Source organism: Streptomyces sp. NPDC039430 (assembly GCF_055639435.1).
Window position 1 is genome coordinate 239,525 of record NZ_JBVKAK010000007.1, and the last position, 15,597, is coordinate 255,121.

Sequence of the window (15,597 nt, forward strand, 5' to 3'; positions counted from 1 at the left end):
ATCCTCAGAGGAACGTGCGGCCCTCACCCCGGTAGGTCGGCACGGCCGCCACCACCCGGTCGCCCTCCACCAGTTGCAATGTGTCGAAGCGCTCGCACAGTTCACCCGCCTTGGCATGCCGGAACCACACCTTGTCGCCCAGCAGCAGATCGTCGGCGGCCGGTCCGAGCAGCGGGGTCTGCACCTCGCCGGCCCCCTCCTGCCCGTCGTAGCGCAGCCCCTCGGGCAGATACGGCACGGGCAGCCGGTCGGCGCCCGGCGCCCCCGACGCCGGATAGCCGCCGCCGAGCACGGTCACCACTCCCACCCCCGGCCTGCGCACCACGGGCTGGGCGAAGAGCGCCGCCGGACGGCCCGTGAACGATGTGTAGTTGTCAAAGAGCCGTGGTACGTAGAGCCCCGAGCCCGCGGCGATCTCCGTCACCGCCTCCTCGGCCGCCGTGTGCTGGACGCTGCCCGTGCCGCCGCCATTGACGAACTCCAGCTCCGGCGCGACGGCCCGCACCGCGCGCACCACCGCCGCGCGTCGCTCTGCCAGCTCTTTGCGGGCCGCGGACTGCATCAGCCGGATCGCACGCGACCGCAGCGGCCGTCCTGCCAGGGCGTCCCCTACCCCGGCCACATGTCCTTCGTATGCCATGAGCCCGACCAGCCGGAATCCGGGGCGTCGGGCTATCGATCTGGCGAGCTCGGCCAGTTGGGCCGGCTCGCGCAGCGGGGAGCGCAGTGCACCAATCCTGACCCGCCCGCCGAACAGCCGCAAGGCCGTGTCCAGTTCAAGACAGATCCGGAATTCCTCACGTCCGCCGTCCCGCGCCGCGTCGATGAGGTCCAGCTGCGCCGGGTCGTCGATCATCACGGTGACGGAGGCGGCGAGCTTGGGATCGGCGGCCAGCTCCGCGTAGGCGGCGCGGTCCGCCGACGGATAGGCGAGGAGTACGTCCTCGAACCCGGCCCGCGCCAGCCACAGCGACTCGGCCAGCGTGAACGACATGATCCCCGCGAAGCCGTCGCGCCCCAGCACACGTTCCAGCAGCGCCCTGCAGCGCACCGACTTGCTCGCCACCCGGATCGGCTTGCCCGCCGCCCGCCGGACGAGATCGTCCGCGTTGGCGTCGAACGCTTCGAGATCGACGAGGGCGAGCGGGGCGTCGAGGTGAGCGGTGGCGCGGTCGTACCGTGCCCGATCAGTGGCGCGCGGAGTCATGGACCGAGCTTGCCAGACGGGATTACCGCACGGTAGGGGGATGATCTGGGCAGATCACCACGGGCCTTCGCGGTCGTTCCCGCCGGGCCCGCTCCACCCCGTAGAGTGACGCACACGCCACGTCGAACGGGCCTGTTCCGTACGGCGATCGACGCGGTGGGACCGGTCTGCACAGGTGGCACAGGGGGACGGATGAGTACCGAAGCGCGACGCGCTCCCGTACCACCCCGCCCGCCCACTCCGCCGCCCGCGCCGGAGTCCGGGACGGCCAGGACCGGGGACGACGCGTCGCCCGACGCCCCGCGTCCGCCGAGATCACGGATCTCCGACGCGCTGCTGCCCCCGCCCGAGCCGGTGCGGATACCACCACCGCCGTCCGGGCCTCCCGCTCCGCCCACGGCCAAGTCCCCGGCCCCGGCCGTGCAGCCGGCTCCCGTGGTACGCCCGTCCCCCGCTGTTCATCCGGCGCCGGCCGTGCATCCGGCGCCGGCAGTCCGTTCCTCCCCGGCAGTGCGCCCGGTCCCCGGCGTGGTCCCGGCCCGCCCCCCGGCGCCGCCGCCAGCAGCCCCGGCTCCGGGCCCGCCCGCCGCCGCACCGGTCCCGCCCGTGGAGACCACCACCCGCCTCCGGCCTGTGCCCCCGGCCCCCGCCGGAGCGATGCCGCGCGTGCCGCCCCCGCCTTCCGCGGCGCCGCCGACGCCGCCCGTACCCCCCGGGCCGCCGCCGCGCCCACCCGGCTTCCCGACCGCGCCGCCGCCGTACCCCTGGGGCGGGCAGCGTCCCGAGACGCCGCAGGAGACCACCACCAGGCTGCGCCCCGTTCCCTCCCGGCAGCACCCCGTCAGGGTCGTCGCCGCCCTGGCCTGCGTCGTGCTCGGACTCGGACTGATCGGCGGCGCCGCCACCGGGAGCTGGCTGACCGGGGATTCGGCCGCCGAGCCCGCCGCCCGGGACACCTTCGCCACCGCGCGCGGCCTCTGGCACAACGTGCCTGTCGACACCCTCTTCCCCCGCACCCTCACGGGCGACGGCGCCGGACCCGGCGGGGCGGACCGTGAGTGGACCAGGATCGGCGTCGCACCCGACAGCGGCTGTGCCGGCACCCTCGACCCGCTGCTGCTCGGAACGCTGCGCCCGGTCGGCTGCGCGCGCGTGCTGCGCGCCACCTACGTCGACGCCACATCGAGCAGCGTCACCACCGTCGGTCTGGTCTTCACCCAGGCCGACGCCCTCGCGATGGACACCCTGCGCACCCGGTTCCGAGACGAGCGCCTCGCCGAACGCGCCGATCTGATGCCCCGTACATTCCCCGTCAAAGGCACCGTCGCGGGCGGTTTCGGTGACGCCCAGCGCGCGAGCTGGACGGTGAACGTGCTCACCGACGCGCCTGTCGTCGTCTTCGCCGTCTCCGGCTTCGCCGACGGCCGGCCGGTCACCACTCCCCAGCCCGTCGGCAAGGCCATGGCCAAGGGCGCCACCACCGCGCCCGCGCAGTCCGGCCTCGGTCACGAGGCCAAAGGCATCGCGGACCGGATAGAACGAGGGCTGCGCAAGACCGTCGGCGCCCGGACGGCGGCTCCTCAATGACCTCGAAACCTCCCCGCCGCCCGGTGCCTCTTCGCCCCCCGGCGCCTTCCGGCCGCCCGGCGCCTCTCGGCCCCCCGGCGCCCTCCGGCCGTCCGGCGCTCCGCCACCGTCTCGCCGCCACCCTCGCCGCCACGTCCGTCCTGCTGCTCGTCCCCGCCCCTCCGGCGCACGCCGACGCGATCCGGGCGCAGCAGTGGGCCCTGGACGCGCTGCACACCGAGGAGGCGTGGCGCACCGCGCAGGGCAGGGGCATCACCGTCGCCGTCCTGGACACCGGTGTCGACGCCACCCATCCCGACCTGGAGGGCCAAGTGCTCCCCGGCCGGGACCTGATCGGTTTCGGGGCGCGCAGCGGCGACCGTGCCTGGGCCCGGCACGGCACCGCCATGGCCGGCATCATCGCCGGACACGGCCATGGCGCCAATCGCGCGGACGGAGTCCTCGGCATCGCGCCCGAGGCGAAGATCCTTCCGGTCCGCGTCATCCTCGAAGGCACCGATCCCGCCCGCGCCAAGGCCCGTTCCTCCAAGGGCGGGGCCCTCGCCGAAGGCATCCGCTGGGCCGCCGACCAGGGCGCCGACGTCATCAACCTCTCCCTCGGCGACGACAGCGAGTCCGCCCATCCGGAACCGGGGGAGGACGCGGCCGTCCAGTACGCGCTGGCCAAGGGAGCCGTCGTGGTCGCCTCGGCGGGCAACGGCGGCGAGAAGGGCGACCATGTCTCGTACCCCGCGGCCTATCCCGGGGTGATCGCGGTGACGGCCGTGGACGAGTACGGCACACGCGCCGCGTTCTCCACCCGCCGCTGGTACGCCACCGTCAGCGCGCCGGGCGTCAATGTGGTCATCGCCGATCCCGACCGCCGCTACTACGAGGGCTGGGGCACCAGCGCCGCCGCCGCGTTCGTCTCCGGCGCCGTCGCGCTCGTACGCTCCGCCCACCCCGATCTCACCCCCGCGCAGATCAAGAAGCTCCTCGCGGACACCGCCCGCGACGCGCCGAAGGACGGCCATGACGACGCCCGCGGGCACGGTCTCGTCGACCCCGCCGCCGCGATCAAGGCCGGGGCGCAACTGTCCCGTACGGATCTGAAGAGTGAGGCCGCGGGCGCCGGCGGCTACGACAGGCAGTACTTCGGCAGCGGCCCCGACGCCCCGCGCGCGGACTCGGAACCCGCCGCCTGGCTCGCGCCCGCCGTGGGCGGGGCCGGTGCCCTGCTGCTGGCCTGCGCGGTCCTGCTGTGGCGCGGCGGCCTCAGGCGAACCGGCGTACGGCGCTGACGGCGGCCTCCTCGACCCGCGCGATCCCCGCCTCCTTCGCCGTGTGCCCGTCGGACAGTACGGCGACCAGACAGTTCCGTACCCGCCCGACCGAGTGGACGACCCACAGACCGCTGTCGCTCCGCGGCAGCCAGCCGTTCTTCAGTGCCCAGTCGCCGTCCGCCGCCGCCGCGGAGACGCCCCAGTCCTGTCCGGGCACCACCCGCCGCATCAGTCCCGCCAGATAGCGACGCGACCTCGCGTCGAGAACGCCCGACCCCACGTCGAGAACGCCCGAGTCGAGAACACCCGACTTCGCGTCGAGGACGCCGGGCTCCGCCGAATCCGCGACGCCGGGCTCCGCTGACCCCGCGACGGCGGACCTCGCCGGATCCGCGCCCGCGAACACCGCCTTCAGCAGCGTCAGCTGGTCACGCGCGGTGGTACGGGTGAGCCCCCAGGCGGGCGCCGCCGACGTCCGGGTCATCCCGAGCCGGGCATGCGCCGCGTCCAGTCCCGCCACGCCCCCGGCCGCCGCCCGCAGCGCCGTCGCCGCCTCGTTGTCGCTGCGCTCGATCATGGCCTCCGCGAGGCGCTCCTCACCGGCCGTCAGCCACCGCCCCGAGTCCCGCGCCCGCAGCAGCAGCGCCGCCAGGACCGCGACCTTGACGATGCTCGCGGTGACATACGTCCGGTCCTCGCCGGACGTCCACTCGCCCCCGCCTGCGAGGTCGTACACCGCGACCGAGAGATCCACCCGACGACCGTACGTCCCACCGGGCCCCTTAGGCTCGTCCCGTGGCCCTCAAGAACATCCCCGACTCCGGTTTCTCCGACGACGACGGCACCGCCGCGCCCGAACTGACGGCCGCGCTCGCGGCCTGGGCCGGGGACCGGTCGGCCGAACCGCGGGTCCTGGCGGCGCTCAAGGACGCCCGGCTGCTGGTCCCCGTGGTCGCCGTGCTCGGAGAGACGGAGGAGGACGAGGCCAGCGGCCTGCGCCGCGAGAAGACCAGTGACATGGCCGTTCCGACCCTCCGGGCGGGCGACCGCCGCGCGCTGCCCGCCTTCACCTCCGTCGCGGCGCTCGCCCGCTGGGACCCGGAGGCCCGGCCCGTCGCCGTACCGCTGCACCAGGCGCTCCGGGCCGCCGCGCACGAACGGGCGGACACGGTGGTCATCGACCTCGCGGGCCCCGTCACGTACCAGCTCACCGGACCCGCGCTGCTGGCTCTCGCCGAGGGCCGTACCAGCACCGACCCGCTCGCGGATCCCGCCGTCGGCGCGGCGGTACGGTCCGCCGTCGCCGCCGAGCCCGCCGTGCTCCGGGCGCATCTCGGACCGGGCAGCGCGGACGGGACGCTCGCGCTCGTGCTCGATCCGGCCGCGCGTCCCGCCGAGACCGCCCGCCGGATCGCCGAGGCCCTCGCGGCCGACGACGTACTGAGGGCCCGCCTGGTACGCGGACTCGACCTGGCCCTGCTGCCGGCCGGGGCCACACCACCCGGCGAGCCCCTTTTCGTCCGCGCGTGACGTCCGGCCGCGCGTGACGTGTTCCGTTTCCGTACGCGCGTGACGTGCTCGCGTACGAGTGACGTGCTCGCGTAAGCGTGTGACGTCGTGACGTCGTGACGTCGGGACGTGACGGAGCCGGATCAGCCGTAGACCGGCCCCGTGTACTTCTCGCCGGGACCCTGCCCCGGCTCGTCCGGCACGAGCGACGCCTCGCGGAACGCCAGCTGGAGCGACTTCAGCCCGTCACGCAGCGGAGCAGCGTGGAAGGAGCTGATCTCCGTCGCGCTCGCGTCCATCAGCCCGGCCAGCGCGTGGACCAGCTTGCGCGCCTCGTCCAGGTCCTTGTGCTCGTCGCCCTCCTCGGTCAGCCCGAGCTTGACGGCCGCCGCGCTCATCAGATTCACGGCCACCGTGACGATCACCTCGACGGCGGGGACTTCCGCGATGTCGCGGGCCATGGCGTCGTAGCCGGGGGTTTCCTGGGGAGAGGTCGCGTCGCTCATGCCCACACGATAGGCGTACGCCCGAGCGGCCCCGGCCGCGGGAGCGGACTGGTACGCGGGGGTTCGCACCACCCCCGAGGAGCTGCTAACCTTGTGTAACGACCGGTCGGACACGTGTGTGCCCGGCCCACAAGTGGAGGCTCCGATCTCCCACCTGGCTGCTCCTCAGGGGCGGCGGGTCACCGGTCAGGTGGTGCCCATCGTTCCGTACGGACGATGGAACCGCCCGATGCGCCCCGTGGCATACGCGCGGCGGTGCTCCGGTATTCGAGGAGCTCCTGCCTGTGTGCCGTCCGGGGCATTTTTGATGTTCCGCCGCGGTTGGTCTGCATACACAGACGTTACGCGGCTGTCTGCCAGGCAGTCGTGTGGTGCTACCGAGGAGGATCCATCAGCGCCGAGCCCCGCATCAACGACCGGATTCGCGTTCCCGAAGTGCGACTTGTCGGTCCCAGTGGCGAGCAGGTGGGCATCGTCCCGCTCGCCAAGGCCCTAGAGCTTGCGCAGGAGTACGACCTGGACCTGGTCGAGGTCGCGGCGAACGCCCGTCCGCCCGTGTGCAAGCTCATGGACTACGGGAAGTTCAAGTACGAGTCGGCCATGAAGGCCCGTGAGGCGCGCAAGAACCAGGCGCACACGGTCATCAAGGAGATGAAGCTCCGGCCGAAGATCGACCCGCACGACTATGACACCAAGAAGGGTCATGTCGTCCGGTTCCTCAAGCAGGGGGACAAGGTCAAGATCACGATCATGTTCCGTGGTCGTGAGCAGTCCCGCCCCGAGCTGGGCTTCCGACTGCTCCAGCGTCTCGCTTCGGATGTCGAGGAGCTCGGCTTCATCGAGTCGAACCCGAAGCAGGACGGCCGGAACATGATCATGGTTCTTGGCCCGCACAAGAAGAAGACCGAGGCCATGGCCGAGGCCCGTGAGGCGCAGGCCGCCCGCAAGGCGGAGCGTCAGGGGTACCCGACCGAGGAATCCGCGGACACCGCGGCCGAGGCTCCGGCCGAGGCATCTTCCGAAGCGTGATCCGAGGGGCGCCGACAGGCGGCGCCTCGGATCCGGTCCGGAACCACACACCAGAGATATGACGCTCCCGGGCGCCGGCCACCGGCCGGCTGGGAGCGCCACTGACGAGGAGAGAGCGGCGCCATGCCGAAGAACAAGACGCACAGCGGTGCAAAGAAGCGCTTCCGCGTGACCGGCTCGGGCAAGGTGCTCCGGCAGCGCGCCGGCCGTCGCCACTACCTGGAGCACAAGCCCTCGACGCTGACGCGCCGCCTCGCCGGCACCGTCGAGCTCGCGCCGGGCGACGCCGCCAAGGCGAAGAAGCTTCTCGGCCTGTAGTCCGCGCGTCCCGCCGCAGCGCGGGCCAGGACACCTACAGGAACCATGCCGTTCTTGGATCACGCCACCACCCGTGATCCAGCTACAAGGAGTTAACACGTGGCACGCGTCAAGCGGGCAGTCAACGCCCACAAGAAGCGCCGGGCAATCCTCGAGGCGGCCAGCGGTTACCGCGGCCAGCGCTCGCGTCTGTACCGGAAGGCGAAGGAGCAGGTCACCCACTCCCTCGTTTACAACTACAACGACCGCAAGAAGCGCAAGGGCGACTTCCGTCAGCTGTGGATCCAGCGGATCAACGCCGCCGCCCGCGCCAACGGCATCACCTACAACCGCTTCATCCAGGGTCTGAAGGCCGCCAACGTCGAGGTGGACCGCAAGATCCTCGCCGAGCTGGCCGTCAATGACTCCAGCGCGTTCGCCGCGCTCGTCGAGGTCGCCCAGAAGGCCCTCCCGAGCGATGTCAACGCCCCGAAGGCCGCCGCCTGATCCCGTCAGGCCGCCGTACTTCCCGCCGGACCCGCAGGCATCGCGCCTGCGGGTCCGGCGCGTTCCGCGCCCGCCTCCGCGCGCGTCCGGACCCCGGCGCCCGGCACGTCCCCCGTACCCGTACGTCCTCATACGAGACTCGTACGTCCTCAGACGAGAAGTGAGAACCGCCGTCCATGGGCACCCCCGAGCTGATCTCCCCGCGTTCCCCGCGCGTCACGGCCGCCAGGAGACTCGCCAAGCGCGCCTTCCGCGGCAAGGAACGCCGGTTCATCGCCGAGGGACCGCAGGCCGTACGGGAAGCGGTGCTGCACCGCGGTGACGGCGGGGAGCCCACGCTCGTCGAGCTGTTCGCCACCGTCGAGGCCGCCGAGCGGTACGCCGGCATCGTCGACGCCGCGCGCGCCACCGGGGCCCGGGTGCATCTCGCGCCCGACGCCGTGCTCGCCGAGGTGTCCCAGACCGTCACCCCGCAGGGGCTGCTCGGGGTGTGCCGGTTCCTGGACTCGCCCTTCGAGGAGATCCTGCGCGCCAGGCCCCGGCTCGTCGCCGTGCTGGCGCATGTCCGCGACCCCGGGAACGCCGGTACGGTGCTGCGCTGCGCCGACGCGGCGGGCGCCGACGCCGTCGTCCTCACCGACGCCTCCGTCGATCTCTACAACCCCAAATCGGTCCGGGCGTCCGTCGGCTCGCTCTTCCATCTGCCGGTCGCCGTCGGCGTCCCCGTCGAGCAGGCCGTCCGGGGGCTGCGGAACGCGGGCGTACGGATCCTCGCCGCCGACGGCGCGGGCGAGAACGACCTGGACGACGAACTGGACGCGGGCACCATGGGCGGGCCCACCGCCTGGATCTTCGGCAACGAGGCCTGGGGGCTGCCGGCCGGGACCCGCGCCCTCGCGGACGCGGTGGTACGGGTGCCGATCCACGGAAAGGCCGAGAGCCTGAACCTCGCGACGGCCGCGGCCGTATGTCTCTATGCCTCGGCGCGCGCCCAGCGCGTGCGCGGTACGTGCTGAGGGGGTCCCGCTCCGTCACGTTCAGCTAGTACTGTTGCGCTTTCTGGGGCCCACTGAGCTACGCGGAAGAGGTGGGATGCGGGGATGAGTGTCGGGGCGAGCGGACCCGCCGCGGTCCAGGGAGCCTTACCGCCCCCGCACGGGACCGGCGCGGGTGAGCCGCCCGGCGCGGACGAGCGGACCGGTATGGACGAGCGGATCGGCACGGGCGACTGGGGGATCCACCCCGACGAACTGCCCGACGGGCTGGTCGTCGCCGACGAGACCGGCACGGTGGTCTGCTTCAACGCCGCCGCCGCCCGGATCACCGCCGTCCCGTGCGCCGACGCCCTCGGCCGCCCGCTGGAACGGGCACTGCCGCTGGAGGACCTGAAGGGCCGCCGCTGGTGGGCGCTGACCGACCCGTACGGCGGGCTCGCCACCCGGGTGGGCCAGCCCGAGCGCAATCTGCTGCTGCCGGGCGGCCGGGAGGTCCTGGTCTCGGCCCGCTACGTGCGCGCGTATCCGACCGGCCCCGTACGTCGGCTGGTCATCTCCATCCGGGGCACGGAGGCGCGGCGCCGCACCGAACTGAGCCACGCCGAACTCATCGCGACCGTCGCCCATGAGCTGCGCTCCCCGCTCACCTCCGTGAAAGGGTTCACGGCGACGCTGCTCGCCAAGTGGGAGCGCTTCACCGACGACCAGAAGCGGCTGATGCTGGAGACGGTCGACGCCGACGCCAACCGGGTCACGCGGCTGATCGCGGAGCTGCTGGACATCTCCAGGATCGACTCGGGCCGGCTGGAGGTGCGCCGGCAGCCGGTGGACATCGGCGTGGCCGTGGGCCGCCATGTCCAGTCGCACACCGCCGCGGGCCAGTCGCCCGACCGGTTCCTCGTACGGATACAGCAGCCGCTGCCCGACCTGTGGGCGGATCCCGACAAGATCGATCAGGTGCTCGGCAACCTGCTGGAAAACGCGGTGCGCCACGGGGAGGGAACCGTCACCATCGAGGTGGCCGCCGCGACGCTCAGCCACGCGACGCGGCCGGAAACCGAGACGGAGACAGAGAAGGGAACGGCCGTCACCGTGTGCGACGAGGGTCCCGGCATCCCCGAGGAGTCGATGGGCCGTGTCTTCACCCGCTTCTGGCGGGGGAGCAAGCGCGGCGGGACCGGCCTCGGCCTGTATATCGTCAAGGGCATCGTCGAGGCGCACGGCGGGACGATCACCGTCGGCCGCGGACCCGGCGGCGGTGCCGAGTTCCGATTTATCCTGCCCGTCGGCGCTCCGGCCTACCTGTCCTGAGCGGCCTGCGGGCTTCTTCACCTTCGTACGACCTTTAGACTCGACTTTTGGCACCTTCGCGCCTTCGCGCCCCCAGTGATCGAGCAGGGTCGTTTCGCCAGCCAAACGGAAGTACGGAAGAGATGTCGGCACCCAACAAGTCGTACGACCCAGTCGAGGTCGAGGCACTGAAACCGGAAGAGATCGTGCGGATGCGGGACGAGGCGCTCGCCGCCTTCGCCGCGGCCGGTGATCTCGACGCGCTCGCGCACGAGAAGACCGCGCACACCGGAGGTACCTCGCCGCTCGCCCTCGCCAACCGGGAGATCGGCGCCCTGCCCCCACAGGCCAAGGCCGAGGCGGGCAAGCGCGTGGGCCAGGCCCGCGGCGCCGTCAACAAGGCCCTCGCCGCGCGCCAGAGCGAGCTGGAGGCGGAGCGGGACGCCCGGGTGCTGGTCGAGGAGGCGGTGGACGTCACGCTGCCGTACGACCGGACCCCGCCCGGCGCCCGCCACCCGCTGACCGGCTTCATGGAGCGGGTCGCGGATGTCTTCGTGGCCATGGGCTACGAGGTCGCCGAGGGTCCCGAGGCCGAGGCGGAGTGGTTCAACTTCGACGCGCTCAACTTCGTGCCCGACCACCCGGCGCGCCAGATGCAGGACACCTTCTTCGTCCGGGGCCCCGAGGCCGCGTCCGACAGCGGCTCGGGCGACGAGTCGGGTGTGGTGCTCCGTACCCACACCTCCCCGGTCCAGGCGCGCGCGCTGCTCGACCGCGAGCCGCCCGTGTACATCGTCTGCCCGGGGCGCGTCTACCGCACCGATGAGCTGGACGCCACGCACACTCCGGTCTTCCACCAGATCGAGCTGCTCGCCGTCGACGAGGGCCTGACCATGGCCGACCTCAAGGGCACCCTGGACCACATGGTCCAGGCGCTCTTCGGCGCCGGCATGAAGACCCGGCTCCGCCCGAACTTCTTCCCCTTCACCGAGCCGTCCGCCGAGATGGACATGGTCTGTTACGTGTGCCGCGGCGCCTCGGTCGGCAACCCCGACCGGCCCTGCCGCACCTGCGGCAGCGAGGGCTGGATCGAGCTGGGCGGCTGCGGCATGGTCAACCCCAAGGTGCTCATCGCCTGCGGCGTCGACCCCGAGAAGTACAGCGGATTCGCCTTCGGGTTCGGCATCGAACGGATGCTGATGTTCCGCCACAACGTCGAAGACATGCGAGACATGGTCGAGGGTGACGTCCGGTTCACCCGGCCGTTCGGGATGGAGATCTGATGCGCGTCCCGCTTTCCTGGCTGCGGGAGTACGTCGACCTGCCGGCGACGGAGACCGGCCGTGACGTCCAGGCCAAGCTCGTCTCCGCCGGTCTGGAGGTCGAGACCGTCGAGCAGCTCGGCGCGGGCCTCAAGGGCCCCCTCGTCGTCGGCAAGGTGCTCACCATCGAGGAGCTGGAGGGCTTCAAGAAGCCCATCCGCTTCTGCACGGTGGATGTCGGCACGGCCAACGGCACCGGCGAGCCGCAGGAGATCGTCTGCGGCGCGCGGAACTTCTCCGTCGGCGACAAGGTCGTCGTGGTCCTCCCCGGCGCCGTCCTGCCGGGCGACTTCGCGATCGCCGCGCGCAAGACGTACGGCAAGACCTCCCACGGCATGATCTGCTCCGGCGACGAGCTGGGCATGGGCGGCAATTCCGGCTGGGGCGAGGACGGCATCATCGTGCTCCCGCCCGAGCACGAGGCCGGCACCGACGCGATCGCGCTCCTGGAGCTGGTGGACGAGGTCCTCGACATCGCCGTCACGCCCGACCGCGGCTACTGCCTCTCGCTGCGCGGAGTCGCCCGCGAGACCGCCATCGCGTACGGACTGACCCTGCGGGACCCGGCGCTGCTCGACGTGCCCGCGCCCAACTCGTACGGCCACCCGGTGAAGGTCGCCGACCCGAGGGGCTGCGACCGCTTCACGGCCCGTACGGTCACCGGCCTCGACCCGGAGGCGCAGAGCCCCATCTGGCTGCGCCGCCGGCTCCAGAAGGCCGGGATGCGGCCGATCTCGCTCGCTGTCGACATCACCAACTACGTGATGCTGGAGCTCGGCCAGCCGCTGCACGCGTACGACCGCTCCCGGCTGGAGGGCGCCATCGGCGTCCGCCGTGCCCAGTCCGGCGAGAAGATCACCACGCTCGACGGCGTCCACCGGGTGCTGGACGCCCAGGACCTGGTCATCACCGACGACCGCGGGCCGATCGGCCTCGCGGGCGTGATGGGCGGCGCGAACACCGAGATCGCCGACACCGCGACCCACTCGGAAACGGGCGAGGTCCAGGGCACCACCGACGTGGTGATCGAGGCCGCGCACTTCGACGCGATCTCCATCGCCCGTACCGCGCGCCGCCACAAGCTGGCCTCCGAGGCGTCCAAGCGCTTCGAGCGCGGGGTCGACCCGCAGGCCGCGGCCGCCGCCGCGCAGCGGACCGTCGACCTGCTCGTGCTGCTCGCGGGCGGCTCCGCCGGGGCCGGCGTCACGGAGGTCATCGCGCCCTCGGCGCCGCACACCATCACCATGCCCGCCGACCACCCCGACCGGGTCGCCGGTGTCACCTACGGCAGGGAGACCGTCGTACGGCGGCTCCAGCAGATCGGCTGCGACGTCTACGGCCAGGACGAACTGGTCGTCACCGTCCCGTCCTGGCGTCCCGACCTCGGCGAGCCCAATGACCTCGCCGAGGAGGTCATCCGGCTGGAGGGGTACGAGAACCTCCCCTCGACGCTGCCCACCCCGCCGTCCGGCCGCGGGCTCACCGAGCGCCAGCGGCTGCACCGCCGCGTCGGCCGCGCTCTGGCGGGTGCCGGTTATGTCGAGGCGCTGAACTACCCGTTCCTCGGCGACGCGGCGCTCGACGCGCTCGGGCTGCCGGCCGACGACGACCGGCGCCGTACGGTCACGCTCGTCAACCCGCTCTCCGACGAGGAGCCCGCGCTGCGCACCACGCTGCTGCCGGGCCTGCTCGCGGCGCTGCGGCGCAACGACGGCCGGGGCTCGCACGATCTGGCGCTCTTCGAGACCGGACTGGTCTTCCTGCCCACCGGCCACGAGACCGTGCCGGTACGGCTGCCCGTCGACCGGCGGCCGACCGACGAGGAAGTGGCGGCGCTCGACGCCGCGCTGCCGCGCCAGCCGCGGCACGCCGCCGTCGTGCTGGCCGGGGCGCGCGAGCAGGCCGGCTGGTGGGGCAAGGGACGCCCCGCGGAGTGGTCGGACGCCGTCGAGGCGGCCCGTACCGTCGCCCGCGAGGCCAGAGCCGAACTGACCGTACGGGCCGCGCAGTACGCGCCGTGGCACCCCGGCCGCTGCGCGGCGCTGTACGCCGCCGTGGACGGTGAGGAGACGCTTCTCGGCCACGCCGGAGAGCTGCATCCGCGCGTCGTGAAGGCGCTCGGGCTGCCGGAGCGCAGCTGCGCGATGGAGATCGATCTCGACCTGCTGGAGCGTGCGGGCACCGGCGTGATCAAGGCGCCGCGGATTTCCACCTATCCGGTGGCCACGCAGGATGTCGCGCTTGTCGTACCGGGCGAGGTGCCGGCCGCCGAGGTGGAGCGGGCGCTGCGCGAGGGCGCCGGGGAACTCCTTGAGTCCCTGCGGCTGTTCGACGTGTTCGCCGGCGAACAGATCGGTGAGGGGCACAAGTCGCTTGCCTACGCCCTGCGTTTCCGCGCGGCGGACCGCACACTGACGGTCGACGAGGCCACGGCGGCCCGGGACGCGGCCGTCGCGCTCGCCGCCGAACGGACCGGGGCGGTCCTGCGCGGCGCGTGACCACCCCGCCGCGCGCCGTCGTTGTACTGGCACTCGGCCCATGAGGGGCGCATCCGGATCATCGGATGCGCCCCTCACTCATTCGGGTGAGAAGTCCTGGCGTGTCACGTCATGGGGCTTCCGTGATCGACACAATCGATCCGGCCGAGACGGTCGACGTACGCCCCACGGCTTAGCGGCCGGGCGGCCGAGGGAGGCCGACGGATGAATCGGACCAAGGCAACAGAGGACGAGCAGGCGGAAGCGCCGGCCTCCTGGGGCCTTGTCGAATGCGCGATCCCGGGCGGTCTGCTCACAGCGGTGATCACCTGGGAGCTGACCCGCCCGGCGGCGGACCGTGACGACCTGCTCTCGCGCTTCGTGACCTGTGTCGTCTTCCTGCTGGTGGTGGCGTATCTGCTGATCCGCGTACGGCGGCGGGCGGCACGGGAGTTGCGGGAGGTCAAGGCCGTGGCGCGGGCCGCCCAGGAGGTGCTGATCAGGACCCTGCCGCCCCGGCTGGACGGTCTCGCGCTCTCCGCTCGCCAGCTCTCGGCCTCGCGCGGCGCCGATGTCGGCGGCGATCTGTACGAGGCGGTGGCCACGGCCTACGGGGTGCGGGTCGTCATCGGGGATGTGCGTGGCCATGGACTGCCCGCCATCGGGGCGGTGGCCGCGGTCCTCGGCAGCTTCCGGGAAGCGGCCCATGACGAGGCCGGGCTCGACGGCGTCCTGCGCCGGCTCGACCGGGCCCACCAGCGCCATCTGCGGGAGCTGGCGCGCCAGGAGCCACCGGCCGCCCCGGGCCAGGAGCCGGACTCCCTGTCGGCGGAGGAGTTCGTCACCGTACTGCTGCTGGAGATCGGGGCCGACGCGGAGGTACGGGCCCTCAACTGCGGCCATCCCTGGCCCTATCGGCTCGGCCGCGGCGCCGCGCGGCTGGCGTCTGGGGAGCCCCTGCCGCCGCTGGGCGCCTTTCCGCTGCCCGCCGATCTGCTGCCGTATCAGTGCGGTCCGCTGCTGCCCGGTGAGGCGCTGTTCCTGCACACCGACGGGGCCGAGGACGCCCGGGACTCCGCGGGGCGGTTCTTCGCTCTGGAGGAAGCGCTCGCGGAGGCCGCGGCGGGCCCGCCCCTGGCGCCCGCCGCCGTGGTGCGCACGGTCCACGCGGCGCTGCTGCGGCACACCGGCGGCCGGATCACCGACGACATGGCGCTGCTCGTGCTGCGCAACGACCGCCCACCGGTGGGCGATTCCTCGCGCGTGCCGGCGCAGCCCGGCGGACCTGGCCTGTGCCGTACGTGGGTCCCCGCGCGGGAGGCCACCACCCACGCGCCCGGGCCGGGATGACCGGCCGATCGCTCCCTCGCACGCCCCCGTTGCACGAGCCACGTCGGGAACCCCTGCCGGAAGGCCCTGCCGGATGCCCGGCCTCGCGGTCTCCCGGCCTCGTGCACGACGTCTCGTACCCCCGGTCTCACGGTCTCGTACACACGGTCGCGTACGCGCGCCGTCCGCTCTGCCGCGGAGTGTCGGGCAGGTCGGCAGGGCGGACGGCGCGGTTGCGGGCCACCGCACTGTACGAGGGGGAGCCGGCGGCCCGGCGCCT

At 72.9% G+C, this 15,597-nt stretch carries 14 protein-coding genes; 11 read left to right on the forward strand and 3 right to left on the reverse strand.

Annotation, left to right across the window (positions count from 1 at the left end):
* Positions 1–4 precede the first annotated feature (4 nt).
* Positions 5–1,207, reverse strand: coding sequence for an amino acid deaminase/aldolase (locus ACZ7LS_RS19780; protein WP_382670296.1), 1,203 nt, complete (start codon positions 1,205–1,207; stop codon positions 5–7).
* 657 nt (positions 1,208–1,864) lie between these two features.
* On the opposite strand from ACZ7LS_RS19780, the gene ACZ7LS_RS19785 reads away from it, so the two are divergent.
* Positions 1,865–2,794, forward strand: coding sequence for a hypothetical protein (locus ACZ7LS_RS19785; RefSeq protein WP_385133160.1), 930 nt, complete (start codon positions 1,865–1,867; stop codon positions 2,792–2,794).
* The gene (gene mycP, locus ACZ7LS_RS19790; RefSeq protein WP_385133041.1) at positions 2,791–4,074 is read left to right on the forward strand and encodes a type VII secretion-associated serine protease mycosin; all 1,284 of its coding nucleotides are present in this window, start codon (positions 2,791–2,793) and stop codon (positions 4,072–4,074) included. The genes ACZ7LS_RS19785 and mycP overlap by 4 nt, the downstream gene beginning before the upstream one ends.
* Here mycP and ACZ7LS_RS19795 read toward each other — a convergent pair.
* The gene (locus ACZ7LS_RS19795) at positions 4,049–4,810 is read right to left on the reverse strand and encodes a serine hydrolase (protein ID WP_385133044.1); all 762 of its coding nucleotides are present in this window, start codon (positions 4,808–4,810) and stop codon (positions 4,049–4,051) included. The genes mycP and ACZ7LS_RS19795 overlap by 26 nt on opposite strands.
* Before the next feature lie 41 nt (positions 4,811–4,851).
* Here ACZ7LS_RS19795 and ACZ7LS_RS19800 point away from each other — a divergent pair, with 41 nt between their 5' ends.
* Positions 4,852–5,586, forward strand: coding sequence for an SseB family protein (locus ACZ7LS_RS19800; protein ID WP_382670287.1), 735 nt, complete (start codon positions 4,852–4,854; stop codon positions 5,584–5,586).
* Between the two features lie 122 nt (positions 5,587–5,708).
* On the opposite strand, the gene ACZ7LS_RS19805 is transcribed toward ACZ7LS_RS19800, so the two are convergent.
* Positions 5,709–6,071: a DUF1844 domain-containing protein gene (locus ACZ7LS_RS19805; RefSeq protein ID WP_129772650.1), complete on the reverse strand. Its 363-nt coding sequence runs from the start codon at positions 6,069–6,071 to the stop codon at positions 5,709–5,711.
* A 366-nt stretch (positions 6,072–6,437) separates the two neighbouring features.
* Here ACZ7LS_RS19805 and infC point away from each other — a divergent pair, with 366 nt between their 5' ends.
* The 8 genes from infC to ACZ7LS_RS19845 all read left to right on the forward strand — a co-directional run bounded on the left by infC (position 6,438) and on the right by ACZ7LS_RS19845 (position 15,338).
* A complete protein-coding gene (infC, locus tag ACZ7LS_RS19810; RefSeq protein WP_129772651.1) occupies positions 6,438–7,100 on the forward strand; it encodes a translation initiation factor IF-3 in 663 nt (220 codons plus the stop codon).
* Between the two features lie 123 nt (positions 7,101–7,223).
* Complete coding sequence (rpmI, locus tag ACZ7LS_RS19815) at positions 7,224–7,418, forward strand: 50S ribosomal protein L35 (protein ID WP_030355333.1); 195 nt, start codon at positions 7,224–7,226, stop codon at positions 7,416–7,418.
* 99 nt (positions 7,419–7,517) lie between these two features.
* Complete coding sequence (rplT, locus tag ACZ7LS_RS19820; RefSeq protein ID WP_030355332.1) at positions 7,518–7,904, forward strand: 50S ribosomal protein L20; 387 nt, start codon at positions 7,518–7,520, stop codon at positions 7,902–7,904.
* 176 nt (positions 7,905–8,080) lie between these two features.
* Positions 8,081–8,920 carry a TrmH family RNA methyltransferase gene (locus ACZ7LS_RS19825; protein ID WP_385133049.1) on the forward strand — a complete coding sequence of 280 codons (840 nt, stop codon included), beginning with the start codon at positions 8,081–8,083 and terminating at the stop codon, positions 8,918–8,920.
* A gap of 84 nt (positions 8,921–9,004) precedes the next feature.
* Positions 9,005–10,210 carry a sensor histidine kinase gene (locus ACZ7LS_RS19830; RefSeq protein ID WP_382519985.1) on the forward strand — a complete coding sequence of 402 codons (1,206 nt, stop codon included), beginning with the start codon at positions 9,005–9,007 and terminating at the stop codon, positions 10,208–10,210.
* Between the two features lie 122 nt (positions 10,211–10,332).
* Positions 10,333–11,472, forward strand: coding sequence for a phenylalanine--tRNA ligase subunit alpha (pheS, locus tag ACZ7LS_RS19835; RefSeq protein WP_385133051.1), 1,140 nt, complete (start codon positions 10,333–10,335; stop codon positions 11,470–11,472).
* Positions 11,472–14,009, forward strand: a complete 2,538-nt coding sequence (pheT, locus tag ACZ7LS_RS19840; RefSeq protein ID WP_385133054.1) for a phenylalanine--tRNA ligase subunit beta — start codon at positions 11,472–11,474, stop codon at positions 14,007–14,009. Before pheS ends, pheT begins: the two co-directional genes overlap by 1 nt.
* Positions 14,010–14,213: 204 nt before the next feature.
* Positions 14,214–15,338, forward strand: a complete 1,125-nt coding sequence (locus ACZ7LS_RS19845; protein ID WP_385133057.1) for a PP2C family protein-serine/threonine phosphatase — start codon at positions 14,214–14,216, stop codon at positions 15,336–15,338.
* The last annotated feature ends 259 nt before the right edge of the window (positions 15,339–15,597 follow it).